The sequence below is a fragment of the Stenotrophomonas sp. G4 genome, from assembly GCF_003428825.1.
Lineage (GTDB): Bacteria > Pseudomonadota > Gammaproteobacteria > Xanthomonadales > Xanthomonadaceae > Stenotrophomonas > Stenotrophomonas indicatrix.
Window position 1 is genome coordinate 3,529,905 of record NZ_CP031741.1, and the last position, 20,179, is coordinate 3,550,083.

A 20,179-nucleotide genomic window follows, 5' to 3' on the forward strand; every position below is an offset into this window, starting at 1 on the left:
GGCCCTTGCAGCCTGCCCGTGGTGGTGACGGCAGGCCCGCAGGCCTGCCGTCGGGTGCATCAGAAGCTGCCGCTGAAGCTGGCAAACAGCGTCGCGTCCTGCGCACGCTTCTGCAGGGTGGTGGCGCTCAGGCCGATGTTGCTCTGCAGGCCGAACAGTTCCATGCGCGCACCCAGGATGGCGGTTGCATAGTTCTTGTCGAAGTCCATGCCCGGCACGCGGTACATGCCGACGTCCGGCAGGCTCTGCACCCAGGCGCTGGCCTGCTTGGTGTCTTCGAACTCGTGGTCGTAGGTCACCTGCACGTACGGCTTGACGGTGCCGCCGTCGAAGCGGGCCTGCCAACCGATTCGGCCGACGGTGGAATCGACATCCTGCTTGCCGTAGCCCAGCGCGGTGGCCAGCGTGCCGGCATCGGCGCTTTCGGTGTAACCGTCGATCTTGACCTGCTGCCAGATCACCGAGGCGATCGGGCCGTGGCGGAAGCCGCCTTCGGTGCCGAATTCGTAACCGGCGTTCAGGGCGGCGGTCAGGTTGCTGCCGTCCGGCGAGCCGCTGTGCTCACGGGTTGCCGGGCCGAGCTGGACCTTGCGGTTCACGTCATAGGACAGCCAGGTGTAGCTGACCTGGCCATTGACCCAGATGCGGTCGCCGTACCAGCCGGCGAACAGACCGGCGGTGGTGTCCTTCTGGGTGAAGTCGCCGCGGCTGTTGCCGAAGTCGGCATTCAGGCGGCCAAAGCCGGCGAAGCCACCGAAGACCATGCCGTCACGTGCCCAGTCGACACCGAACAGGCCGGCCGGGGCCAGGCCGTCGTACAGATCGGCGTGGTCGTAGCGCTGCATGTCACCGCGCACACCGCCCCACCACGACATCCCGTCGGCCGGGCGGCCGGCCTGGTGCAGGCTGACCTGGTCGGCGCGCGAACGTCCGATGGTCTGTGCCGAATGGCTCAGCACCTGCTGCAGGCGCGGGCCTTCCAGGATCGAGATGGCGTACTGGCCCAGCATCTGGTGCGCGCCCGAGGTCGGGTGCACATCATCGGCGAACAGGTAGCTGCTGGCGGCATCCGGGCGCGCGTAGGCCAGCGGGCTGCAGGTCAGCGACGACGCGGTCAGGCAGGCGCGGCCGGTGACGTTGCTGAAACCATACATGCCCGGGTTGGCGATGATTTCGTGCAGGAGGGTATAGGTGTCGAGCGGGATGAAGTCGATGCCGGCCTGCTTCAGGCCACCGTACAGCGCCTTGTTGTACGCGGTGGACAGGGCGGTACCCTGCGCCTGGCCCGCTGCGCCGCGGTCGATGAACCCGGGGGTGATGCCGACGTCGGGCAGGTTCGGCACCAGCACATACTGCGCGCCGGCCTGCTTGAGGCTGGCGACGATGCCGATCTGGTCGGTCACCGCCGCGCCGATGACGGCTGGCGCCTGGGCCGGGGCGGTAATGGAGAACAGGTCGTTGGCGCCGCCCCACACGGTGTACAGCGCATCCGGGTCGGCCTTGCCACCGTTGGCGGCGAGGTACTTGGCCATCTGCGTCTTCAGCGACGGCACCGGCACGTTGCCGAAGGCCGGCTGGGTCAGGTCGGTACCCACACGGGCGCCGCCGACAGCGTAGTTGTCACCGGTCTGGCCGTTGCCGTTCGGCGTGGCATCGGTACCGTAGTAGTCGGCGACGAACTGCGCCCATTCCAGGCCGGGGTTGGTGGTGAACTGGCCGGTGACCGGACGCGCCTCCGCCGGCAGCAGGGGGCGGTAGTAGCCGCTGTCGGTGAGGCTGTCACCGAAGAACACGGTACGGCTGAACGGGGATTCGCCTGCCATGGCCGGCAGCGCGGCCAGCGCGATCGCGGCCGCCATGAGGGAGCGGATCGGGCGTTTGCTGAGCAGCATGTAAAAACTCCTGTGGGGGATATCGTTGAGGATCCGACGCACGTACGCCGGCGCACGGTGAATGGTTTCACTGCGCCGCCAATTGCTCACGCTGCGCCGCCGCATGGATTGTCGCCCGAGCCAGGCCCGGCGGGCTTTGCCGGTGCGGGCGTAGCGCACAACTTGCAACGGTTCCGATGCGAACCGGCGATCAGCGACAATGGCCCCATGAACATCCAGCTCAATGGCGAACTCCGCCCCCTGCCCGCTTCGGCGACCCTCCTGGACCTGCTCGCGGCCGAGCAGTTGCTGCAACGCCGGGTGGCGGTGGAGGTGAACGGCGAGATCGTCAGCCGCAGCCGTCATGCCGAGCATGTGCTGGCCGAGGGCGATGTGGTGGAGATCGTGCACGCTCTGGGCGGTGGCTGAGGCATCCCGCGCTCCGCGCTCGCCGGGCATGGCCCGGCGCTACCCTGCGCATCCGTTGCGGTAGCGCCGGGCCATGCCCGGCGGCGTCGAAGTGACGACCCCATCTTCAGGCGGATAAGCGATAATCGCGTCATGAACGCTCATGTCTCCCCCGATTCGCTGGTGATCGCCGGCAAGGCCTACAGCTCGCGGCTGCTCACCGGCACCGGCAAGTTCAAGGATCTGGAAGAAACCCGCCTGGCCACCGAGGCCGCAGGCGCCCGGATCGTCACCGTGGCCATCCGCCGCACCAACATCGGCCAGAACCCGGGCGAACCGAACCTGCTCGACGTGCTGCCGCCGGACCGTTACACCATCCTGCCCAACACCGCCGGCTGCTACACCGCCGAGGATGCCGTGCGCACCTGCCGCCTGGCCCGCGAACTGCTGGACGGCCACAACCTGACCAAGCTGGAAGTACTGGGCGACCAGAAGTCGCTGTACCCGGACGTCGTGCAGACCCTGAAGGCCGCCGAACAGCTGGTCAAGGACGGTTTCGAGGTGATGGTCTATACCTCCGACGACCCTATCCTGGCCAAGCGCCTGGAAGAGATCGGCTGCGCTGCGGTGATGCCGCTGGCCGCGCCGATCGGCTCGGGCCTGGGCATCCAGAACAAGTACAACCTGCTGCAGATCATCGAAGACGCCAAGGTGCCGATCATCGTCGACGCCGGCGTGGGCACCGCTTCAGATGCGGCGATCGCGATGGAGCTGGGCTGCGACGGCGTGCTGATGAACACCGCCATCGCCGGCGCGCGCAACCCGGTGTTGATGGCCAGCGCCATGCGCAAGGCCGTGGAAGCCGGCCGCGAGGCGTTCCTGGCCGGCCGCATTCCGCGCAAGCGCTACGCCAGTGCGTCCTCGCCGATCGATGGGTTGATCGGCTGATGACCAATCCATTCGACAGCGCCGGTTCGAAGGCACCGCCCAAGCCGTTCACGGTCAATGAAGGCCGCCGTGAAGTGCGCAGCTTCGTGCTGCGCCAGGGCCGTTTCACCCCGGCCCAGCAGCGCGCGTTCGACGAGCGCTGGCCGCGTTTCGGCCTGGATTTCAGCGGCGAACCGCGTGATCTGGATGCCACCTTCGGCCGCGATGCGCGCAAGGTGCTGGAAATCGGCTTCGGCAACGGCGCCGCACTGCGCTTCGCCGCACAGCAGGACCCCAGCCGCGACTACATCGGCCTGGAAGTGCACGCACCTGGTGTAGGCCGCCTGCTGAACGCGCTGGCCGAAGACAACGCCGACCACGTGCGCCTGTACCACCACGACGCGGTGGAAGTGCTGGAAAAGGAAATCGCCGATGGCGCGCTGGACGAAGTGCGCATCTACTTCCCCGACCCGTGGCACAAGAAGCGCCACAACAAGCGTCGCCTGATCCAGCCGGGTTTTGCCGAGCTGCTGGTGCGCAAGCTGCGCCCCGGTGGCCGCCTGCACTGTGCCACCGACTGGGAGGATTACGCCGAGCAGATGTGGGACGTGCTCGATGCCACCCCCGGCCTGGTCAACCGTGCCGGCCCGCGTGGCAGCGTGCCGCGCCCGGACTGGCGCCCGCAGACCCACTTCGAGACCCGCGGCCAGAAGCTTGGCCACGGCGTCTGGGACCTGTTGTACGACCGTACCTGATGAACGCCTGAGGACGCCGCGCCCCACATGGATACCGCGCTGACGCTGACCAACGACATGAAGCTCGTGCTCGGGCTGGTCGGCTTCACAATGGCGATGTTCCTGTTCGAGCGCATCCGCGCCGACGTGGTCGCGCTGGTGGTGCTGGTGGTGCTGGGCGTGACCGGCCTGATCGCGCCGGAGGAGATCTTCGGCGGCTTCTCCGGCAACGCGGTGATGAGCATCATCGCCACCACCATCCTTGGCGCAGGCCTGGACCGCACCGGTGCGTTGAACCGGCTCGCGGCCTGGCTGCTGCGGCGTGGCCATGGCGTGGAGCAGCGGCTGCTGATGATGACCACGGCCATCGCTGGCCTGAACTCGTCCTTCATGCAGAACCCGTCGGTGATGGCGTTGTACCTGCCGGTCGCCTCGCGCCTGGCCGCGCGCACCGGGCTGACCATGCAGCGCCTGCTGCTGCCGATCTCGGCGGCGATCGTGATGGGCGGCGCGCTGACCATGGTCGGCAACTCACCGCTGATCCTGCTGAACGATCTGCTGGCCTCGGCCAACAACAACCTGCCCTCCGGCCTGGCCACCATCGAGCCGCTGCGCATGTTCGCGCCGCTGCCGATCGGCATCGCCCTGCTGATTGCCTCGCTGCTGTACTTCCGCTACTACGGCGACCGCAAGCTGGTGGAAGAGGAAAGCCTGGTCAACGACGGCACCACGCCGGCCCGCACCGAGAGCTACTTCGCCAAGACCTACGGCATCGAAGGCGACGTGTTCGAGCTGGTGGTCACCGCCGAGAGCCCGCTGGTCGGCATGACCCTGGGCGAGGCCGAGAACCTGCATGACGCGCCGCTGCTGCTGGCACTGAAGACCGGCAATGACACCCGCCTGGCACCGCCGGCGGAAATGCGCATCTGGGTGGGCAGCGTGCTCGGCGCGATGGGCCCGCGCCAGCAGATCCACGATTTCGCGCAGAACCAGTTCCTGCGCATGTCCTCGCGCCTGAAACACCTCGGTGACCTGTTCAATCCCAGCCGCGCCGGCATTTCCGAGGCGGTGGTGCCGCCGACCTCCGGCGTCATCGGCAAGACCGCAGGCGAGCTGCGCCTGCGCAAGGAACGCGGCATCAGCCTGCTGGCGATCAACCGCGACAAGCAGGTGATCCGCGAGGATGTACGCGACGTGCAGCTGCGCGCCGGCGACATGCTGGTCTTCCACAGCATCTGGACCGACCTGGCGCAGGCCGCCAAGAGCCGCGACTTCGTGGTGGTCACCGACTACCCCACCGGCGAGCAGCGCCCGCACAAGTTCAAGATCGCCATGGCGATCTTCGCCCTGACCATCCTGATCGCGCTGACCAGCAAACTGCCGGTGGCGCTGACGCTGATGACCGGCGTGGCCGGGATGCTGTTGACCGGCGTGCTGCGCATGGACGAGGCCTATGCTTCGATCAACTGGAAGACGGTGTTCATGATGGCCGGGCTGATTCCGCTCGGCTGGGCGATGGATTCCAGCGGCGCAGCGGCATGGGTGGCTGGCCACACCATCGACAAGCTGCCCACCGGTATTCCGATCTGGGTGCTGGAACTGGCGCTGGCGCTGCTGACCACGGTGTTCTCGCTGGTGATCAGCCATGTGGGCGCGACCATCGTGATGGTGCCGATCGCGGTGAACCTGGCGCTTGCGGCCGGCGGCAATCCCACGGCGTTCGCACTGATCGTGGCGCTGTCGGCGTCCAACAACCTGATGACGGCGTCGAACCCGGTGATTTCGATGATCACCGGCCCGGCCAACTACACCCCGCGCGAGATGTGGCGGGTCGGCGGCCCGCTGTCGCTGATCTACACCTGCGTGGTGGTGGTGATGATCAACCTGATGTTCTGAGGGTTGGGTTTGTTGGCAGGGCTGCGCCCTGCACCCGCAGAGGCAACGACAACGGCACGGCAACGGCAACGGCAACGGCAATGGCAATGGCAATGGCAATGGCAATGGCAACAGCCTGCATTCCTTGGGATGGCGGGGTGGGTCCGGTTGCGGGGGACGCTGCAAGTACATCCATGTAAGCTCGGTCGCCGCATCCATGCGGCTCACGCCCCCGCAACCGGACCCACCCCGCCTTCGACAGATTTCCGCGCGCTGTGGAAACGGCGTTCTGTGCTGCTGTTGGTAGGTGTCGACCTTGGTCGGCACGGTAGATCCACGCCATGCGTGGATGGATTCCTGGATGTTTCGCTGATGTGGTGGGTTCTGAACTTGGTGGGTTCTGAACTTGGTGGGTTCTGAACTTGGTGGGTTCTGAACTTGGTGGGTTCTGAACTCGGTGGGTGCGGACCGTTGGTCCGCACAGCGATGCCTCAGGCCAGGTAGACCTGTCCATCCCGCACATCCACCGGCACTGCGCGCAGGCGGTCGCCCTTGCAGGGGCCGGCGATGCAGTCGCCACTGTCCAGCGCGAACGAGGCGCCGTGGGCGGCGCAGACCAGGTGGCCTTCGCGGCTCTTCAGGAACTGGCCGGGCGCCCAATCCAAGCGTCGGCCCGCGTGCGGGCAGATGTTCAGGAACGCCCGCACCTGCTCACCGTCGCGGTACAGCAGCAGCGACTCGGCATCGCCATCGACCACCGCTTCAACCTCGGCAAACGCACCATCGGCAATGGCATCCAGGGTGATCAGGGCAACAGCGGCAGTCATGGCGAAGGCTCGGACGGAATCGCGCATTGTCGCATGCCTGGTCATGTGGCTAGCTGTGACATGAACACAAGTCATTGATCCGTAATAAGCCAAGGCTATATTTAACGAGTTTTTCACTCAATGACAGTGGCAGCTGCCGATACTCATGGCTCGCTGATTTCCAGCCTATCGAGCCACCATGTTCAATCGCGACTTCGCCTTCAACCAGTTCCGCACCCTGTTTGCCCCGCGCAAGCCGCGCCATCCGCTGGTGCGCGTTGCCGTCGGCCTGCTCGGCTTGGCGATCCTGGCCGCGATGGTGTTCATCGGCGTGTTCGTCGGTGCCGCCATGATCCTGGTGGGCCTGGCGTGGAAGCTGCTGGCTTCGCGCAAGCCCGGCCCGAACCGCCCGGCCGACCCGAACGTGGTCGAAGGCGAGTACCACGTGGTGCGCAAATCGGCGCTGCCGGCGTCGCGTTGATCGACGCTGCCCGCTGACGGCGGGCCTTGCTGCGTTCTAGACTGCGGGCACTCCCTTCCTGGATGCCCGCATGTCCGATGTCTCCGATGTGATCCCTGCTGCAGCCACGCCGCGTGTACCGGTTGTTGGCGGCGGCAGTTTTCCCGTGCACCGCATCTACTGCGTTGGCCGCAACTTCGCCGACCATGCGCGTGAGATGGGCGCCGCCGTGCCCGCCGCAGATGACCGCGGCCGCCCGATGTTCTTCACCAAGCCGGCCGACGCCATCGTGGTCGGCCACGACGATGTGATCCCCTACCCGCCTGCCACCCGCAACCTGCATCACGAGGTGGAACTGGTGGTGGCAATCGGCCGTGACGCGCCCACCGGTGAGCTGGCAGTGGCCGATGCCGAGGCCCTGGTCTATGGCTATGCCGTGGGCCTGGACCTGACCCGCCGCGATCTGCAGGCTGCCGCCAAGGAGAAGGGCCACCCGTGGGATTCGGCCAAGGGTTTCGATGCCTCTGCACCGATCAGCGAGATCGTGCACGCCGGTGAAGTCGGCGATCTGGCCGCGCTCAATCTGTCGCTGGAGATCAATGGCGAGGTACGCCAGCAGTCCCTGCTCGACCAGATGATCTGGAACGTGCCGGAGATCCTGCACGAGTTGTCCAAACTGTGGCAGCTGCGCGCAGGCGATCTGGTGTTCATGGGTACGCCGTCCGGCGTGGCCGCGTTGCAGCCGGGCGATCGCTTCAGCGCACGCCTTGAGAACGTCGCCGAGCGCCACGGCGTGATCGCCGGCTGACATCACCTGCGCTACCCTTCGCGCTGTCCCCTCGCCCTCAGGAGAAAAACAACAATGGGAATGCTCACCGAGTTCAAGGAATTCGCGATGCGCGGCAACGTCATCGACCTCGCCGTCGGCGTGGTCATCGGCGCGGCCTTCGGCAAGATCGTCACCGCGCTGGTGGAGAAGATCATCATGCCGCCGCTGGGCATGCTGATCGGCAAGGTCGATTTCTCCCAGCTTGCGTGGACACTGTCGCCGGCCAGCATCGGTCCTGATGGCAAGGAGATCCCGGCCGTGGTGATCGGCTACGGCGATTTCATCAACACACTGATCCAGTTCGTGATCGTGGCGTTCGCCATCTTCCTGGTGATCAAGGTGATCAACCGCCTGTCGCGCAAGAAGGAAGCCGCTCCGGCAGCGCCGGCCGAGGAAGTGGTGCTGCTGCGCGAGATCCGCGACAGCCTGAAGAAATAAGGTGGGTAGCGCCGGGCCATGCCCGGCGGAAACGATGAACGCCGCCCTGCGAAAGCCCTGCCCCGGCGGGGCTTTCGCTTTGCTGCATCTGGCGGAAAACAGCATCCGCGCCAGCCATGACCTCCCGCCCATGCGCGGCGCTGAACGACTGTTAAGCTCGAAGGCTTACCCCCTTCCCGGAGCTGTCCATGCGTCGCCGCGTCCTTGCCATCGCATCCTCCCTCGCCCTGCTGGCCGCGCCGGCCTTCGCGGCGCCGCATGCCACCACCCTGCCGCCGGCCTCGCTGGCCACCGCCGCGCAGCTGCGCGACCAGGCGCTGGCCGATGACACCGGCTGGAAGGTGGTCGAATCGTTGACCACCGAGATCGGCCCTCGCATCGCCGGCAGCGAGGCCGACGCCCGTGCCGTGGCCTGGGCCGAAGCCAAGTTCAAGGCGCTGGGTTTTGACAAGGTGTGGAAGGAACCGGTGACCTTCCCGAAATGGGAGCGCCGCAGTGAACACGCCGCCGTGACCGGCAGGAACCCGCAACCGCTGCAGATCACCGCGCTGGGCGGCAGCCCGGGCGGTACGGTCGAAGCCGAGGTGGTGCGCTTTGCCGATCTGGCCGCGCTGCAGGCCGCGCCGGCGGGTTCGCTGAAGGGCAAGATCGCCTTCGTCGATTACCAGATGCTGCCGTTCCGCGATGGCCGCGACTATGGCCGTGGCGGTGCGATCCGCAGCAAGGGCCCGTCCGAGGCGATCCGCAAGGGCGCGATCGGTTTCCTGATGCGCTCGGCCGGTACCGATTCGCACCGCGTGCCGCACACCGGCATCACCCGCTTCGATGACGGCCTGACCCCGGTGCCGTCGGCGGCGCTGTCGGTACCCGACGCCGACCAGCTGGCGCGCCTGCTTGCCCGTGGCGCAACCACGGTGAAGGTCGCACTGGACTGCGGTTGGGATGGCACGGCGACCTCGTACAACGTGATCGGTGAGATCACCGGCCGCACGCTGCCGAAGGAAGTGGTGGTGATCGGTGGACACCTGGACTCGTGGGACCTGGGCACCGGCGCGGTCGATGACGGCGCAGGCGTGGGCATCACCATGGCTGCCGGTCATCTGATCGGCCAGCTGAAGCAGGCGCCGAAGCGCACCATCCGCGTGGTCGCCTTCGCCAACGAAGAACAGGGCCTGTATGGCGGCAAGGCCTACGCCGAGGCGCATGCCAAGGACGTGGCGCTGCACCAGCTGGCCGCCGAGAGCGATTTCGGTGCTGGCCGCATCTACGCCTTCAACACCGGTTCGCCGAACCCGGAAGGCTCGCGCGAAGCGACGAAGCAGATTGCCGAAGTGATGAAGCCGCTCGGTATCGAGTACCAGGCCGACAAGGGTGGCCCGGGGCCGGATGTCGGTCCGCTGGCCGCCAAGGGTGGCGCATGGGCGTGGCTGGCGCAGGATGGCTCGGATTACTTCCACCTGCACCACACCGCCGACGACACCCTCGACAAGATCGACCCGAAGGCGCTGGCACAGAACGTGGCGGCCTACACCGTGTTTGCCTACCTGGCGGCCGAGGCCGATGGCAACTTCGGTAGCGAAGCCAAGCCAACCACGCCGCCGAACGAGTGAGTTCACCTCCACGCTGTGCGTGGATTGACTCATGACCCGGTAGCGCCAGGCCATGCCCGGCGCTACCGGCCTGGGCGCTTACTGCGCCCACACGCTGGTATTGCGAACCCCCAGCAGCTTCGGGTTGAACAACGGGTCACGCCCGTGACGCCGGTGATCTTCGTAGTCGCGCAGCGCCGCCAGCGCCGGCCTCTGCAGCAGCAGGATGGCGATGATGTTCAGCCAGCTCATCATGCCTACGCCGATATCGCCCAGCGCCCACGCCACTGTCGCACTGTTCATCGCCGAGTAGCCCGTAGCGGCCAGGAACAACAGCTGGAAGGTGCCCAGCACCCACCCTCGGGGACGATCGCGGCAGAGGTAACTGACGTTGGTTTCGGCCATGTAGTACAGGGCCAGGATGGTGGTGAACGCGAATGGCAGGATCGCCAGCGCGACAAACGACTTGCCGAAGCCGGGCAAGGCCGACTCCACCGCGTGCTGTACGAAGCGTGGCCCTGCTTCCACCCCGGGAAGGTTACCCAGCAGCAGGCGTGCCTCATCCGGTACACCGTTCACCGCCGGGTCGTAAACGTTGTAGAGCCCGGTGGAGAGAATCAGGAAGGCCGTCGCGCTGCACACGACCATGGTGTCGATGTACACCGAGAACGACTGCACCAGCCCCTGCTTCACCGGGTGCGATACTTCCGCTGCAGCAGCAGGATGCGCGCCACTGCCCATGCCAGCTTCGTTGGACAGCACGCCACGACGTACCCCCCATTGGATCGCGGTCCCGATCATCGCGCCGAATGCGGCGTCAACACCGAATGCGCTGCGCAGCACCAGGGCGATGACTTCAGGCACGCGCTCGGCGTTGAGTACCATCACCACCGCAGTGACCAGCAGATAGGCCACGGCCATCACCGGCACCACCCATTCGGCGACGCGCGCGATGCGACGCACGCCGCCGAGCAGGATCGCCGCCAACACCACCAGCAGCACACCGGTGGTCACCATCACCGGCACATCCCATGCTTCGTTCACCGCACTGGTGATGGCGTTGGACTGCGTGCCCGCCAGCATCGCCCCTGCCAGCACTGTGACCAGCGCGAACAGCACGGCGTACCAGCGCTGGCCCAGCCCCTTCTCGATGTAATACGCCGGGCCACCGCGATACTGCCCCTTGGCATCGCGATCCTTGTAGATCTGCGCCAGGGTGGACTCGATGAACGCGCTGGAGGCACCGAGGAAGGCGACGATCCACATCCAGAAGATCGCGCCGGGACCGCCGAAGGCAATGGCCATGGCGACACCGGCGATATTGCCCACGCCCACCCGGCTGGACAGCGACAGCGACAACGCCTGGAACGGCGAGACACCGGCATCGGAGCGCTCGTGGCGGAACATCAGGCGCAGCATGTCCGGCAGCGCGCGCAACTGCACGAAACGGGTACGCACGCTGAAGTACAGGCCCGTTGCCAGGCACAGCACCACCAGGTACGGGCTCCAGACAACGGCAAGCACGGCATTGACGATCGATTCGACATTCATCGCAGGGCCCCCATCAGAAGAACATGCCCAGGGCGACCTGGGGACTGATGATGCGGCCGGTATTGCGGCCGGCAACGGTGAATTCGACGCCGGCGATCAGCCCCAGCGACGGGCTGAAGTGGTACTCGACAGCGGGCGCGAAGGTCAGGTTGCGACTGGCCGGGCGCTGTTCGTTGATCGGCCGGACGCCACCTGCAGCGTCGGGCGCGAAACCGGTCAGGCGCTGGCCGGTCTCGCGGCTGGCGGCAACTTCCATCACGCCAACCCAGCGTTCGTTGAAGCTGTATTCGGCACCCACCGAAAGACCCAGTACCGAGCCCCGCGCGATATGGCCCTGGAAGCCGTCCTCGGTGCCATACACGCTGGTGCCGGAGATGGCCGTTCGCGATGGCGCAGGCCCCGCGCTGAGCTGCGCCCGCCAGCGCAGCGGCCGATCGTTGCCCAGCCACAGCACCTGCTGCACGGCCAACGCGGCCACGGTGCGCTGCACGCCATCACCCTGCGCATCCAGCGGATTGCCGGTGATGCGGTCGTGGCTGCCGGTGCTGAAGCGTTGTACAAGGGCGACCGACACCGCCGGCGTGGTGCCATCGGCACTGGGGGCCTGCAACAGGTATTGCAGGCGTGCGGTGGTATCCCCGGCGCGGAAGCCCCGGCTGTGTGTGTTGCCGGATTCGGCGCGTGATGCACTCAGGTTGACCTGGCCGGTCACCCGTTCGCTGAAGCCGTATGCGATGGGAACCACCATCGCCCACGCGCCGCTGCGTTCGCTGCTGCGCTGGCGGTCGCCGCTGCTATCGAAGGAGGAGGAACTGTCGACCCGCACCAGATAGGGTTCGACGTACCAGCGACCCGCCGGCATCCCGGCAGGATTGGGCGTGATCAGCGGGCCGGTGAAGTTGACGCCATCGAGCGTGCGCTCGTTGGCGTGCGTGGAAACGGCGGCAAGCACACTGAGTGCCAGTACCAGGCAGACACGCACCGCACTGTGACGAGGTTGATGCATGGGAACCGCTCCTGTACGACGTTGGATGGACTTCCACCCTGCGTCGCCGGGAACGGCACACCAATAAGGAAACTTTCAATTCGTCATGCATGCTTTATGCATCGCACTGCCAGCAACACCGCCAGACGTTGCCCGGCTGCCGGGAAGTCCCGCTCGACCTGGAACTGCTCTGTGCGGGCACCGGTTTGCGGTGCCCGCAGACACGCCCATCAGCCGCGCTGGCTGACCCACTGCGCCAGCAACACGGCCGTGGCGGAAGCGACATTCAGGCTTTCAACCGCGCCACTGCCGGGAATCGACAGCTGCTGGTCACACTGGCTGGCCAGGCCACGATCCATGCCTTCGCTTTCCGCGCCCATCACGTAGACCAGGCGGGCCGGCAGCGAAGTGCGGAACACGTCATCGCCACCCTCGACCAGGGTCGCGGCGAGGCCGAAACCGGCCGCGCGCAGCTGCGCCATCGCTTCTGCATCCTCAGGCAACTGCACCAGCGGCACCGACTCTGCGCCGCCCTCGGCCACGCGTGCGGCCGCGCCGGACAGCGCCAGCGTACTGCTGGCCGGCAGCAGCAGCGCCTTGGCGCCGAAATGCGCGGCAGAGCGCAGGATCGCACCGAAGTTGTGCGGATTGCCGACGCCATCCAGCCACAGTGCCAGCGCCGGGCCTTCGCCCAGGTCGGCCAGCCATTGCGCCAGCGGCAACACCGGCGCGCGCAGCACGTCGGCCACCAGGCCTTCATGGTGGGTGGTGGCAGCCAGCTTGTTGAGGTCGCCCTCCTCCACCACGCGATAGCCCACGCGGTTGGCCACGCACCACTTCAGCACCGGCTGCATGCGCGGAATCAGCGATTCCACCAGGTACAGCTTGCGCAGCGCCTGCGGACGCTTGGCGAACAGCGCCTGCACCGCGTTCCAGCCGTACAGGCGAAGTTCGTCGTTGCCCCGCCCCGGCGGTGGCGGGGTGCCGCCCTCACGCGGCGGCAGCGGGGTGGCCCGCGGCGGTCGCGACGACGGGCGGCGGGCATTCTTCCAGGGATCATTCACTACGGGACAACTCCAGCTTGCGTTGACGCCAGAAATCGGCGTTCTTGATGCCCAGGGCATCGGGGTCGAAGATCGGGTCGAGACCGAGCTTCTTCTGTCGTTCGTAATCGCGCAGGGCCAGCATGGCCGGCTTCTGCACGATGAGGATGGCGATGATGTTCAGCCAGGCCATCAGGCCCACGCCGATATCACCCAGCGCCCAGGCCAGGGTGGCGTTGTGGAAGGCTCCGAACACCACCATGCCGATGATGCCCAGGCGCAGCAGCAGCACGGTGAGCGGCCGGCGCTTGTTGTGGTTGACGTAGGTCAGGTTGGTTTCGGCCATGTAGTAATAGGCCATGATCGTGGTGAAGGCGAAGAAGAAGATCGCCACCGACACGAAGGCCGAGCCCCAGCCCGGCAGCACCGCTTCCACACCCGCCTGCGCGTAGCCCGCACCTTCGGGAATGCCGGCCAGGCCCTGGAAGATCGGCGCGGCGCCGGCGACCGGCGAATACACGTTGTAGGTGCCGCTGGCCAGGATCAGGAAGGCGGTGGCGGTGCACACCATCATGGTGTCGAAGTAGATGGCGAACGCCTGCACGTAGCCCTGCTTGGCCGGGTGCGAGACCTCCGAGGCCGCCGCAGCGTGCGGACCCGAGCCCTGGCCGGCCTCGTTGGCGTAGATGCCGCGCTTGATGCCCCACTCCACCGCCAGGCCCATCATCGCGCCGAACGCGGCATGGGTGCCGAACGCGCTCTTGAAGATGATGCCGAACATTTCCGGCACGCGGTCGTAGTTGATGATCATGATGACGATGGCCATCAGGATGAAGCCGGCGGCCATGAACGGCACCACCACTTCGGCGAAGTTGGCGATGCGCTTGACGCCACCGAAGATCACCACGCCCAGCAGCAGGGCGACGACGATGCCGATGCCCAGTTTCAGCGCCTGCGCCGATTCCATGCCGAAGGCCTGGCCATCGAGCGGACCGCACAGCGCGGTACCGCGGCAGGCGTTGATGACGCTGTCGGCGATCGCGTTGGCCTGCACGCCGGGCATCAGGAAGCCGGCGGCGATGATCGTGGCGATGGCGAAGGCCATGGCATACCACTTCAGGCCCATCGCTTTTTCGATGTAGTAGGCCGGGCCACCGCGGTAGCGGCCTTCGGCATCCTTGGTCTTGTAGATCTGCGCCAGGGTGCATTCCACATACGAGGTGGAGGCGCCAAGGAAGCCCATCACCCACATCCAGAAGATCGCGCCGGGGCCGCCGAAGGCGATGGCGGTGGCCACGCCGGCGATGTTGCCGATGCCCATGCGGCCGGCCATCGACATGGCCAGGGCCTGGAACGAGGACACGCCGGCGTCGGATTTCTCACCGGACACGGTCAGGCGGCACATCTCGACGAAACCACGGATCTGCATGAAGCGGGTGCGCAGGCTGAAGAACAGGCCGGCGGCCAGGCACATGAAGATCAGCGCCTTGCTCCAGATGATGCTGTTGATGAAATGTACGGTAGCTTCCACGCGCGCTCTCTCCAGTCGGCGGGTTGTGAGGACGTCCCGTCGGCTGGAAGGGACCGGTCGATTCTCCCTGATCGAAGGTCGCTGCGATAGCGCCGGATGTGGGGCGTGTTCTCCGCCGGGCATGGCCCGGCGCTACCGGGTATGCCGGCTGCGCCACGGGTAGCCCCGGGCCGTGCCCGGCGACCGGCAATGACCGTGCCCCCACGGGTAGCGCCGGGCCGTGCCCGGCGGCCTTTCAGGACAGCTGCCTGCGTACCCGGGCGAAGCGGCGCAGGTCATGCAGGACGCCGCGCTTGTAGACGGCGCAGCGCTCCACGCCCTCCTCCTGGAAACCGTTCTTTTCCAGTACCCGGGCCGAGCCCAGGTTGAAGTCGACCACCGTGGCCTGCAGCCTGAACAGGCCAAGCTCATCCATCACCCAGGGCGCGAACAGGCCGACCACAGCGGTCATCAGGCCCTGTCCCCAGTGGGCCTGGCCGAGCCAGTAGCCCAGTTCCGCGGTATGCCCGCGCTCGGCCACGCCCTGCTGGGCGCCAACGCTGCCACAGGCCTGGCCCTCTATCTCGATGGCCAGGTTCAGCGTGCTTGGGGCCAGTACGCGCCCGCCCAGGAAGGCTTCGCCATCCTCGCGGGTGTACGGATACGGGAAGCGGTCACGCAGCCCACGCGAGACATCCGCGTCGTTGGCGTGATGCAGCAGCGACTGCAGGTCATCACTGCGCCAGGGGCGCAGCAGGAAGCCTGCGCCGTGCAGGATCCGCGCCGGCTCAGGCATGACCACCCACCGACGGCGAGTCGGCCTCCTGCTTCTCCAGCTCACGCTTCACCGCCTCCGGAGAGCGGGTGTACGGGGCCAGCCGCGCGTAGAACGCCGGCACCACGAACAGCGACAGGAAGGTGGACAGGGTGACGCCGAAGATGATCACGATGCCGATGGTGCCACGGCTGGCCGAGCCCGGGCCACCGGCCACCACCAGCGGGATGGCACCTACCACGGTGGCGATCGAAGTCATCAGGATCGGACGCAGGCGCACCATCGCCGATTCGATGATCGCTTCGCGCACGCTGCGGCCATCATCGCGCAGCTGGTTGGCGAACTCGACAATCAGGATGCCGTTCTTGGCCGCCAGGCCGACCAGCATGACGATGCCGATCTGGCTGAACAGGTTCACCGTGCCGCCACTCAGCCACAGGCCAACCAGCGCACCGAGCACGCCGAGCGGCACGGTCAACATGATCGTCAGCGGGTGGATGAAGCTCTCGAACTGCGCGGCCAGCACCAGGTACACCACCAGCAGGGCCATGGCGAAGGTCAGCAGCACCGCGCCGCCCGCACTCTGGTACTCGCGCGATTCGCCCTTCCAGTTCACCTGTGCGTACTGCGGCAGCTCTTCGCCGGTCACCTGCTGGGCCCAGGCGATGGCCTCGCCCAGCGGATAACCCGGTGCCAGGCCGGCACTGATGGTGATCGAGCGCAGGCGGTTGAAGCGGTTCAGGGTTCCCGCCTCGGCCACTTCGCTCAGCGTGACCAGGTTGGACAACGGCACCAGCTCGCCGGAAGTCGCACGCACGCGGATCGCGGCCAGATCGGCGGGGCTGGCGCGCCCCTCACGGCCGGCCTGCACCAGCACATCGTACTCCTCGCCGTTGTCGACGAAGGTGGTGACGCGGCGCGAGCCCATCATCGTTTCCAGCGCCGTACCAATTGCGGTGACCGGCACGCCGAGGTCGGCCGCACGCTGGCGGTCGATGTTCACCCGCATCTGCGGACGGGTTTCCTTGTAGTCCGAGTCCGCGCCGACCAGGCCGGGATTGTCGGCCATGCGCAGCAGGATGCGGTCGCGCCACTGCGCGATCTCGGCGTATTCCGGGCCGCCCAGCACGATCTGGAACGGTTGCCCGCCACTGCGCACCAGGCCGCCACCAACCTGGGTACGGACGCGCACGCCACGGATGGTGTCCAGTTCCTTCTGCAGTTCGTCGGCCACCTCCGGCGTGCCTTCACTGCGCTGGCGCCAGGGCTGCAAGAACACGCTGACGCGGCCGGTGTGCATTTCCTCGCTGGCACCCCAGCCGCCGGGCACGCGTGGGTTGGCGCGCACGATCGGCTTGTCCGCACCCACGTGCGGTGCCAGCAGCGCCTCGACCTGCTGCACCTGCTGCACGGTGTAGTCGTAGCCGGCGCCTTCCGGGCCGTCGATCATGATCTGGAACGAACCGCGGTCTTCGGCCGGCGCCAGTTCCGACGGCAGCACTTTGATCAGCAGCCAGCTGGCCGCCAACGCAGCGACCATCACCAGCAGGTAGATCCAGGTGCGATCGACATGGTGATCGAGCACGCGGCCGTAGGCGCCGGCCAGGCGTTCCAGATTGCGGTTGATGAAGCCGTGCAGCCCGCGCGGTGCCTGCCCGGTATGCGGCTTGAGCAGCTTGGAGGCCATCATCGGCGTCAGCGTCAGCGCGACGAACGCCGACAGCGCGACAGCGGCGGCCAGGGCTACCGCCAGTTCACGGAACAGGCGCCCGGTATTGCCTTCCAGGAAGCCGACCGGCAGGAATACCGCCACCAGCACGGCGGTGGTGGCGATCACCGCGAACGCCACCTGCGCGGTGCCCCGCTTGGACGCCACCAGCGGCGGTTCGCCCAGGTCGATGCGGCGCTGCACGTTTTCCACCACCACGATCGCGTCATCCACCACCAGGCCGATGCACAGCACCAGCGCCAGCAGGGTCAGCAGGTTGATCGAGAAGTCGAACGCGTACAGCGCGATGAACGCCGCCACCAGGCACACCGGCACGGTGACCGCAGGAATCAACGCCGCGCGGAAGCTGCCGAGGAACAGCCAGATGACCGCCAGCACCAGGATCATCGCCTCCACCAGGGTGGCGTACACGCGGTCGACGGCAGCCTCGATGAAGGTGGTGTTGTCGAAGGCAACGAAGATCTGCGTGCCCTTGGGCAGGGTCAGCGCGACGCGTTCGGCCTCGGCGCGCGCGGTGCGTGCTACATCCAGTGAATTGGCAGTGGAGGTCTTGACGATGCCGAGGCCGATGCCGGGCTCGCCGTTGCTGCGGTAGTAGGCGCGACGCTCGGCCGAGGCCAGCTCGATCTTCGCCACATCGCCCATGCGCACCACGTAGCCATCACTGCCCTTTCCCAGCGGGATGGTCGCGAAGTCTTCCGGCTTGATGTAGTTGCGCTCCACGCGCAGGGTGAAATCGCGGTCGGTGGATTCGATGCGGCCGGCCGGCAGTTCCACGTTCTCGTTGCGCAGCGCGGTTTCCACATCGCCGGTGGTCAGCCCACGCGCGGCCAGCTGGTCGCGGTCCAGCCAGATGCGCATGGCATAGCGCTGGCGGCCACCGATGCGGACCTGGGCCACGCCATCGAGGCTGGAGAAGCGGTCGACCACGTAGCGGTCGGCGTAGTCGCTCAGTTCCAGCGTATCCATGGTCGAGGAGACCATGTTGAACCAGATGATCGGATCGGCATCGCTCTCGACCTTGGCGATCTCAGGTGGCCGTGCCTCCTCGGGCATGCGGTCGGCCACGCGGCTGACCGCGTCGCGCACGTCGTTGGCCGCCGCTTCGATGTCACGGTTGGAGGTGAATTCGATGCTGACCTGCGAGCGGCCGTTGGTGCTGCGCGCGTTGATCGTATCGATGCCTTCGATGCCGGCCAGCGCGTCTTCCAGCACCTGGGTGATGCGGCTCTCGATGACCGCTGCCGAGGCGCCGGTGTAATCCACCGAGACCGAAACGATCGGCGGATCGATGGCCGGCAGTTCGCGCAGCGTCAACCGGGTGAAGGACATCACGCCCAGCACCAGCAGCAACAGGCTCATCACCACGGCAAACACCGGCCGCTGGATGGAGATGTCGGACAGCTTCATCCGCCGTGGCCCTCGGCGGCTGCAGGTGCTTCGGCGGGGGCCGGCTGCGCGCCGCTGGCGGGCGCGGTATCGGAGGCTGCCACCTTCAGGCCCGCCCGCAGCTTGCCGGTGCCGTCCACCACGATGCGCTGGCCTGCCTGCAGGCCCTGCTTGATCTCGACCACGCCGGCGCGGCGCGCACCGGTGACCACGTCCACGCGTTCGACGGTGTCATCGGCCTTGATGCGGTAGATGAAGCTGTCGCGACCGACCTGCACCACCGCGATTTCCGGCACCACCAGTGCCGGTCGATCAGGATGGAACAGGCGCACGTCGAGCAGCATGCCCGGCCGCAGCGCATGGTCGCCATTGGCGAAGTCGGCACGCACGGTCACCGCGCGGGTGGCCGGGTCGATGCGTGCATCGATGGTGCTGACCTCGCCTTCGAAGGTGCGGCCCGGCCATGCCACGCTGGTGGCCTGCACCTTGTCGCCGGTGGTCAGCGACGCCAGTTCCACTTCCGGCACCTGGAAATCGACGTGCATGCGCTCGACGTCGTCGAGGGTGGCGATCACCGTGGTCGGCGTCAGCAGCGCACCCGGGCTGACCTGGCGGAGGCCAAGCACGCCGGCGAACGGCGCGCGCACGCGACGGTCACCGATGTCCGACTGCATCTGTGCCACCCGCGCTTCGGCGGCGTCGCGGATCGACTTCTGCGTGTCCAGGGTCGCGCTGGATACCAACCGCTGCGCCGCCAGTTCGCGCTGGCGCTTGTACAGCTGGTCGGCTTCGCGGAAGGTCGCCTGCGCCTGCACCAATGCGGCCTCCTGGGCCTGCCCGCGCAGCGTCACGAGGGGCGCACCGGCGGCCACCTGCTGGCCACTGTCAAAGTGCACGCGCTCGACGATCTCGCTGACCTTGGCGGTCACGCTGATCGACTCGCGCGCCTTGGCCGTGCCCAGCGCCTGCAGCGTGTCGTTCCACTGCACCGCCTGCACGACCTGCGCGGTGACCGGCACGGCTTCGCCCTGCCGACGCGCGGCGGCCTCCTGTTTGCCTGCGCACCCGGCCAGCACGGCCAGGCTGAGGCCAAGGGCCAGGGTCGAAGCGATACGAGCCAACATGAAGCGTCCTGAGTGGTGCACGGCCGCCGAGTGTAGGCAAGGCTCCGCGAAAGCGGTATGTGCCAAGCGTTTACTGGCGTGAACGCGGTGCTGCGATAGCGCCGTGTGCCCATTCCATGCAGGGGGTGCGCATCAC

General features: G+C 67.0%; 17 protein-coding genes. 8 read left to right on the forward strand and 9 right to left on the reverse strand.

What is annotated here, in order from left to right; translation table 11 throughout:
- Positions 1–59 precede the first annotated feature (59 nt).
- Positions 60–1,892 (reverse strand): autotransporter domain-containing protein, encoded by a 1,833-nt coding sequence (locus D0Y85_RS16230; protein ID WP_117311254.1) that lies wholly within the window; start codon positions 1,890–1,892, stop codon positions 60–62.
- 207 nt (positions 1,893–2,099) lie between these two features.
- On the opposite strand from D0Y85_RS16230, the gene thiS reads away from it, so the two are divergent.
- From thiS to D0Y85_RS16250, 4 genes are all read left to right on the forward strand, one after another.
- Positions 2,100–2,300 (forward strand): sulfur carrier protein ThiS, encoded by a 201-nt coding sequence (gene thiS / locus D0Y85_RS16235; protein ID WP_117311255.1) that lies wholly within the window; start codon positions 2,100–2,102, stop codon positions 2,298–2,300.
- A 132-nt stretch (positions 2,301–2,432) separates the two neighbouring features.
- Positions 2,433–3,227 (forward strand): thiazole synthase, encoded by a 795-nt coding sequence (locus tag D0Y85_RS16240; RefSeq protein ID WP_093818770.1) that lies wholly within the window; start codon positions 2,433–2,435, stop codon positions 3,225–3,227.
- Entirely contained in the window at positions 3,227–3,961 is a 735-nt protein-coding gene (trmB, locus tag D0Y85_RS16245; RefSeq protein ID WP_117311256.1) for a tRNA (guanosine(46)-N7)-methyltransferase TrmB, read from the forward strand. Before D0Y85_RS16240 ends, trmB begins: the two co-directional genes overlap by 1 nt.
- A gap of 27 nt (positions 3,962–3,988) precedes the next feature.
- Complete coding sequence (locus D0Y85_RS16250; protein WP_117311257.1) at positions 3,989–5,836, forward strand: SLC13 family permease; 1,848 nt, start codon at positions 3,989–3,991, stop codon at positions 5,834–5,836.
- A 470-nt stretch (positions 5,837–6,306) separates the two neighbouring features.
- Here the strand turns inward: D0Y85_RS16250 and D0Y85_RS16255 are convergent, their stop codons facing one another.
- A complete protein-coding gene (locus tag D0Y85_RS16255) occupies positions 6,307–6,642 on the reverse strand; it encodes a Rieske (2Fe-2S) protein (RefSeq protein WP_049469607.1) in 336 nt (111 codons plus the stop codon).
- Between the two features lie 178 nt (positions 6,643–6,820).
- Here D0Y85_RS16255 and D0Y85_RS16260 point away from each other — a divergent pair, with 178 nt between their 5' ends.
- From D0Y85_RS16260 to D0Y85_RS16275, 4 genes are all read left to right on the forward strand, one after another.
- Positions 6,821–7,102 (forward strand): hypothetical protein, encoded by a 282-nt coding sequence (locus tag D0Y85_RS16260; RefSeq protein WP_117311258.1) that lies wholly within the window; start codon positions 6,821–6,823, stop codon positions 7,100–7,102.
- A gap of 70 nt (positions 7,103–7,172) precedes the next feature.
- Positions 7,173–7,889: a fumarylacetoacetate hydrolase family protein gene (locus D0Y85_RS16265; RefSeq protein ID WP_117311259.1), complete on the forward strand. Its 717-nt coding sequence runs from the start codon at positions 7,173–7,175 to the stop codon at positions 7,887–7,889.
- 54 nt (positions 7,890–7,943) lie between these two features.
- Positions 7,944–8,348 carry a large-conductance mechanosensitive channel protein MscL gene (gene mscL / locus D0Y85_RS16270; protein WP_025874272.1) on the forward strand — a complete coding sequence of 135 codons (405 nt, stop codon included), beginning with the start codon at positions 7,944–7,946 and terminating at the stop codon, positions 8,346–8,348.
- 188 nt (positions 8,349–8,536) lie between these two features.
- Positions 8,537–9,958, forward strand: coding sequence for a M28 family peptidase (locus tag D0Y85_RS16275; RefSeq protein ID WP_117311260.1), 1,422 nt, complete (start codon positions 8,537–8,539; stop codon positions 9,956–9,958).
- Between the two features lie 78 nt (positions 9,959–10,036).
- On the opposite strand, the gene D0Y85_RS16280 is transcribed toward D0Y85_RS16275, so the two are convergent.
- The 7 genes from D0Y85_RS16280 to D0Y85_RS16310 form a co-directional block, all read right to left on the reverse strand.
- A complete protein-coding gene (locus tag D0Y85_RS16280; RefSeq protein WP_117311261.1) occupies positions 10,037–11,488 on the reverse strand; it encodes an alanine/glycine:cation symporter family protein in 1,452 nt (483 codons plus the stop codon).
- A 13-nt stretch (positions 11,489–11,501) separates the two neighbouring features.
- Positions 11,502–12,494 carry a hypothetical protein gene (locus D0Y85_RS16285; protein WP_117311262.1) on the reverse strand — a complete coding sequence of 331 codons (993 nt, stop codon included), beginning with the start codon at positions 12,492–12,494 and terminating at the stop codon, positions 11,502–11,504.
- A gap of 209 nt (positions 12,495–12,703) precedes the next feature.
- Positions 12,704–13,537, reverse strand: a complete 834-nt coding sequence (locus tag D0Y85_RS16290) for a TrmH family RNA methyltransferase (RefSeq protein ID WP_117311263.1) — start codon at positions 13,535–13,537, stop codon at positions 12,704–12,706.
- Positions 13,530–15,047 carry an alanine/glycine:cation symporter family protein gene (locus tag D0Y85_RS16295; RefSeq protein ID WP_025874267.1) on the reverse strand — a complete coding sequence of 506 codons (1,518 nt, stop codon included), beginning with the start codon at positions 15,045–15,047 and terminating at the stop codon, positions 13,530–13,532. Before D0Y85_RS16295 ends, D0Y85_RS16290 begins: the two co-directional genes overlap by 8 nt.
- Positions 15,048–15,282: 235 nt before the next feature.
- Entirely contained in the window at positions 15,283–15,822 is a 540-nt protein-coding gene (locus D0Y85_RS16300; RefSeq protein WP_117311264.1) for a GNAT family protein, read from the reverse strand.
- Positions 15,815–18,940 carry an efflux RND transporter permease subunit gene (locus tag D0Y85_RS16305; RefSeq protein ID WP_117311265.1) on the reverse strand — a complete coding sequence of 1,042 codons (3,126 nt, stop codon included), beginning with the start codon at positions 18,938–18,940 and terminating at the stop codon, positions 15,815–15,817. The genes D0Y85_RS16300 and D0Y85_RS16305 overlap by 8 nt, the downstream gene beginning before the upstream one ends.
- The gene (locus tag D0Y85_RS16310) at positions 18,937–20,043 is read right to left on the reverse strand and encodes an efflux RND transporter periplasmic adaptor subunit (RefSeq protein ID WP_117311266.1); all 1,107 of its coding nucleotides are present in this window, start codon (positions 20,041–20,043) and stop codon (positions 18,937–18,939) included. Before D0Y85_RS16310 ends, D0Y85_RS16305 begins: the two co-directional genes overlap by 4 nt.
- Positions 20,044–20,179 lie beyond the last annotated feature (136 nt).

What these genes read in the sequence shown, in the direction of transcription:
- D0Y85_RS16255 (WP_049469607.1), bottom strand. Translation starts at nt 6,642, where the DNA reads ATGACTGCCGCTGTTGCCCTGATCACCCTGGATGCCATTGCCGATGGT.
- D0Y85_RS16230 (WP_117311254.1), bottom strand. Translation starts at nt 1,892, where the DNA reads ATGCTGCTCAGCAAACGCCCGATCCGCTCCCTCATGGCGGCCGCGATC.
- D0Y85_RS16250 (WP_117311257.1), top strand. Translation starts at nt 3,989, where the DNA reads ATGGATACCGCGCTGACGCTGACCAACGACATGAAGCTCGTGCTCGGG.
- D0Y85_RS16310 (WP_117311266.1), bottom strand. Translation starts at nt 20,043, where the DNA reads ATGTTGGCTCGTATCGCTTCGACCCTGGCCCTTGGCCTCAGCCTGGCC.
- mscL (WP_025874272.1), top strand. Translation starts at nt 7,944, where the DNA reads ATGGGAATGCTCACCGAGTTCAAGGAATTCGCGATGCGCGGCAACGTC.
- trmB (WP_117311256.1), top strand. Translation starts at nt 3,227, where the DNA reads ATGACCAATCCATTCGACAGCGCCGGTTCGAAGGCACCGCCCAAGCCG.
- D0Y85_RS16260 (WP_117311258.1), top strand. Translation starts at nt 6,821, where the DNA reads ATGTTCAATCGCGACTTCGCCTTCAACCAGTTCCGCACCCTGTTTGCC.
- D0Y85_RS16305 (WP_117311265.1), bottom strand. Translation starts at nt 18,940, where the DNA reads ATGAAGCTGTCCGACATCTCCATCCAGCGGCCGGTGTTTGCCGTGGTG.
- D0Y85_RS16285 (WP_117311262.1), bottom strand. Translation starts at nt 12,494, where the DNA reads ATGCATCAACCTCGTCACAGTGCGGTGCGTGTCTGCCTGGTACTGGCA.
- D0Y85_RS16240 (WP_093818770.1), top strand. Translation starts at nt 2,433, where the DNA reads ATGAACGCTCATGTCTCCCCCGATTCGCTGGTGATCGCCGGCAAGGCC.
- D0Y85_RS16275 (WP_117311260.1), top strand. Translation starts at nt 8,537, where the DNA reads ATGCGTCGCCGCGTCCTTGCCATCGCATCCTCCCTCGCCCTGCTGGCC.
- D0Y85_RS16280 (WP_117311261.1), bottom strand. Translation starts at nt 11,488, where the DNA reads ATGAATGTCGAATCGATCGTCAATGCCGTGCTTGCCGTTGTCTGGAGC.
- thiS (WP_117311255.1), top strand. Translation starts at nt 2,100, where the DNA reads ATGAACATCCAGCTCAATGGCGAACTCCGCCCCCTGCCCGCTTCGGCG.
- D0Y85_RS16265 (WP_117311259.1), top strand. Translation starts at nt 7,173, where the DNA reads ATGTCCGATGTCTCCGATGTGATCCCTGCTGCAGCCACGCCGCGTGTA.
- D0Y85_RS16300 (WP_117311264.1), bottom strand. Translation starts at nt 15,822, where the DNA reads ATGCCTGAGCCGGCGCGGATCCTGCACGGCGCAGGCTTCCTGCTGCGC.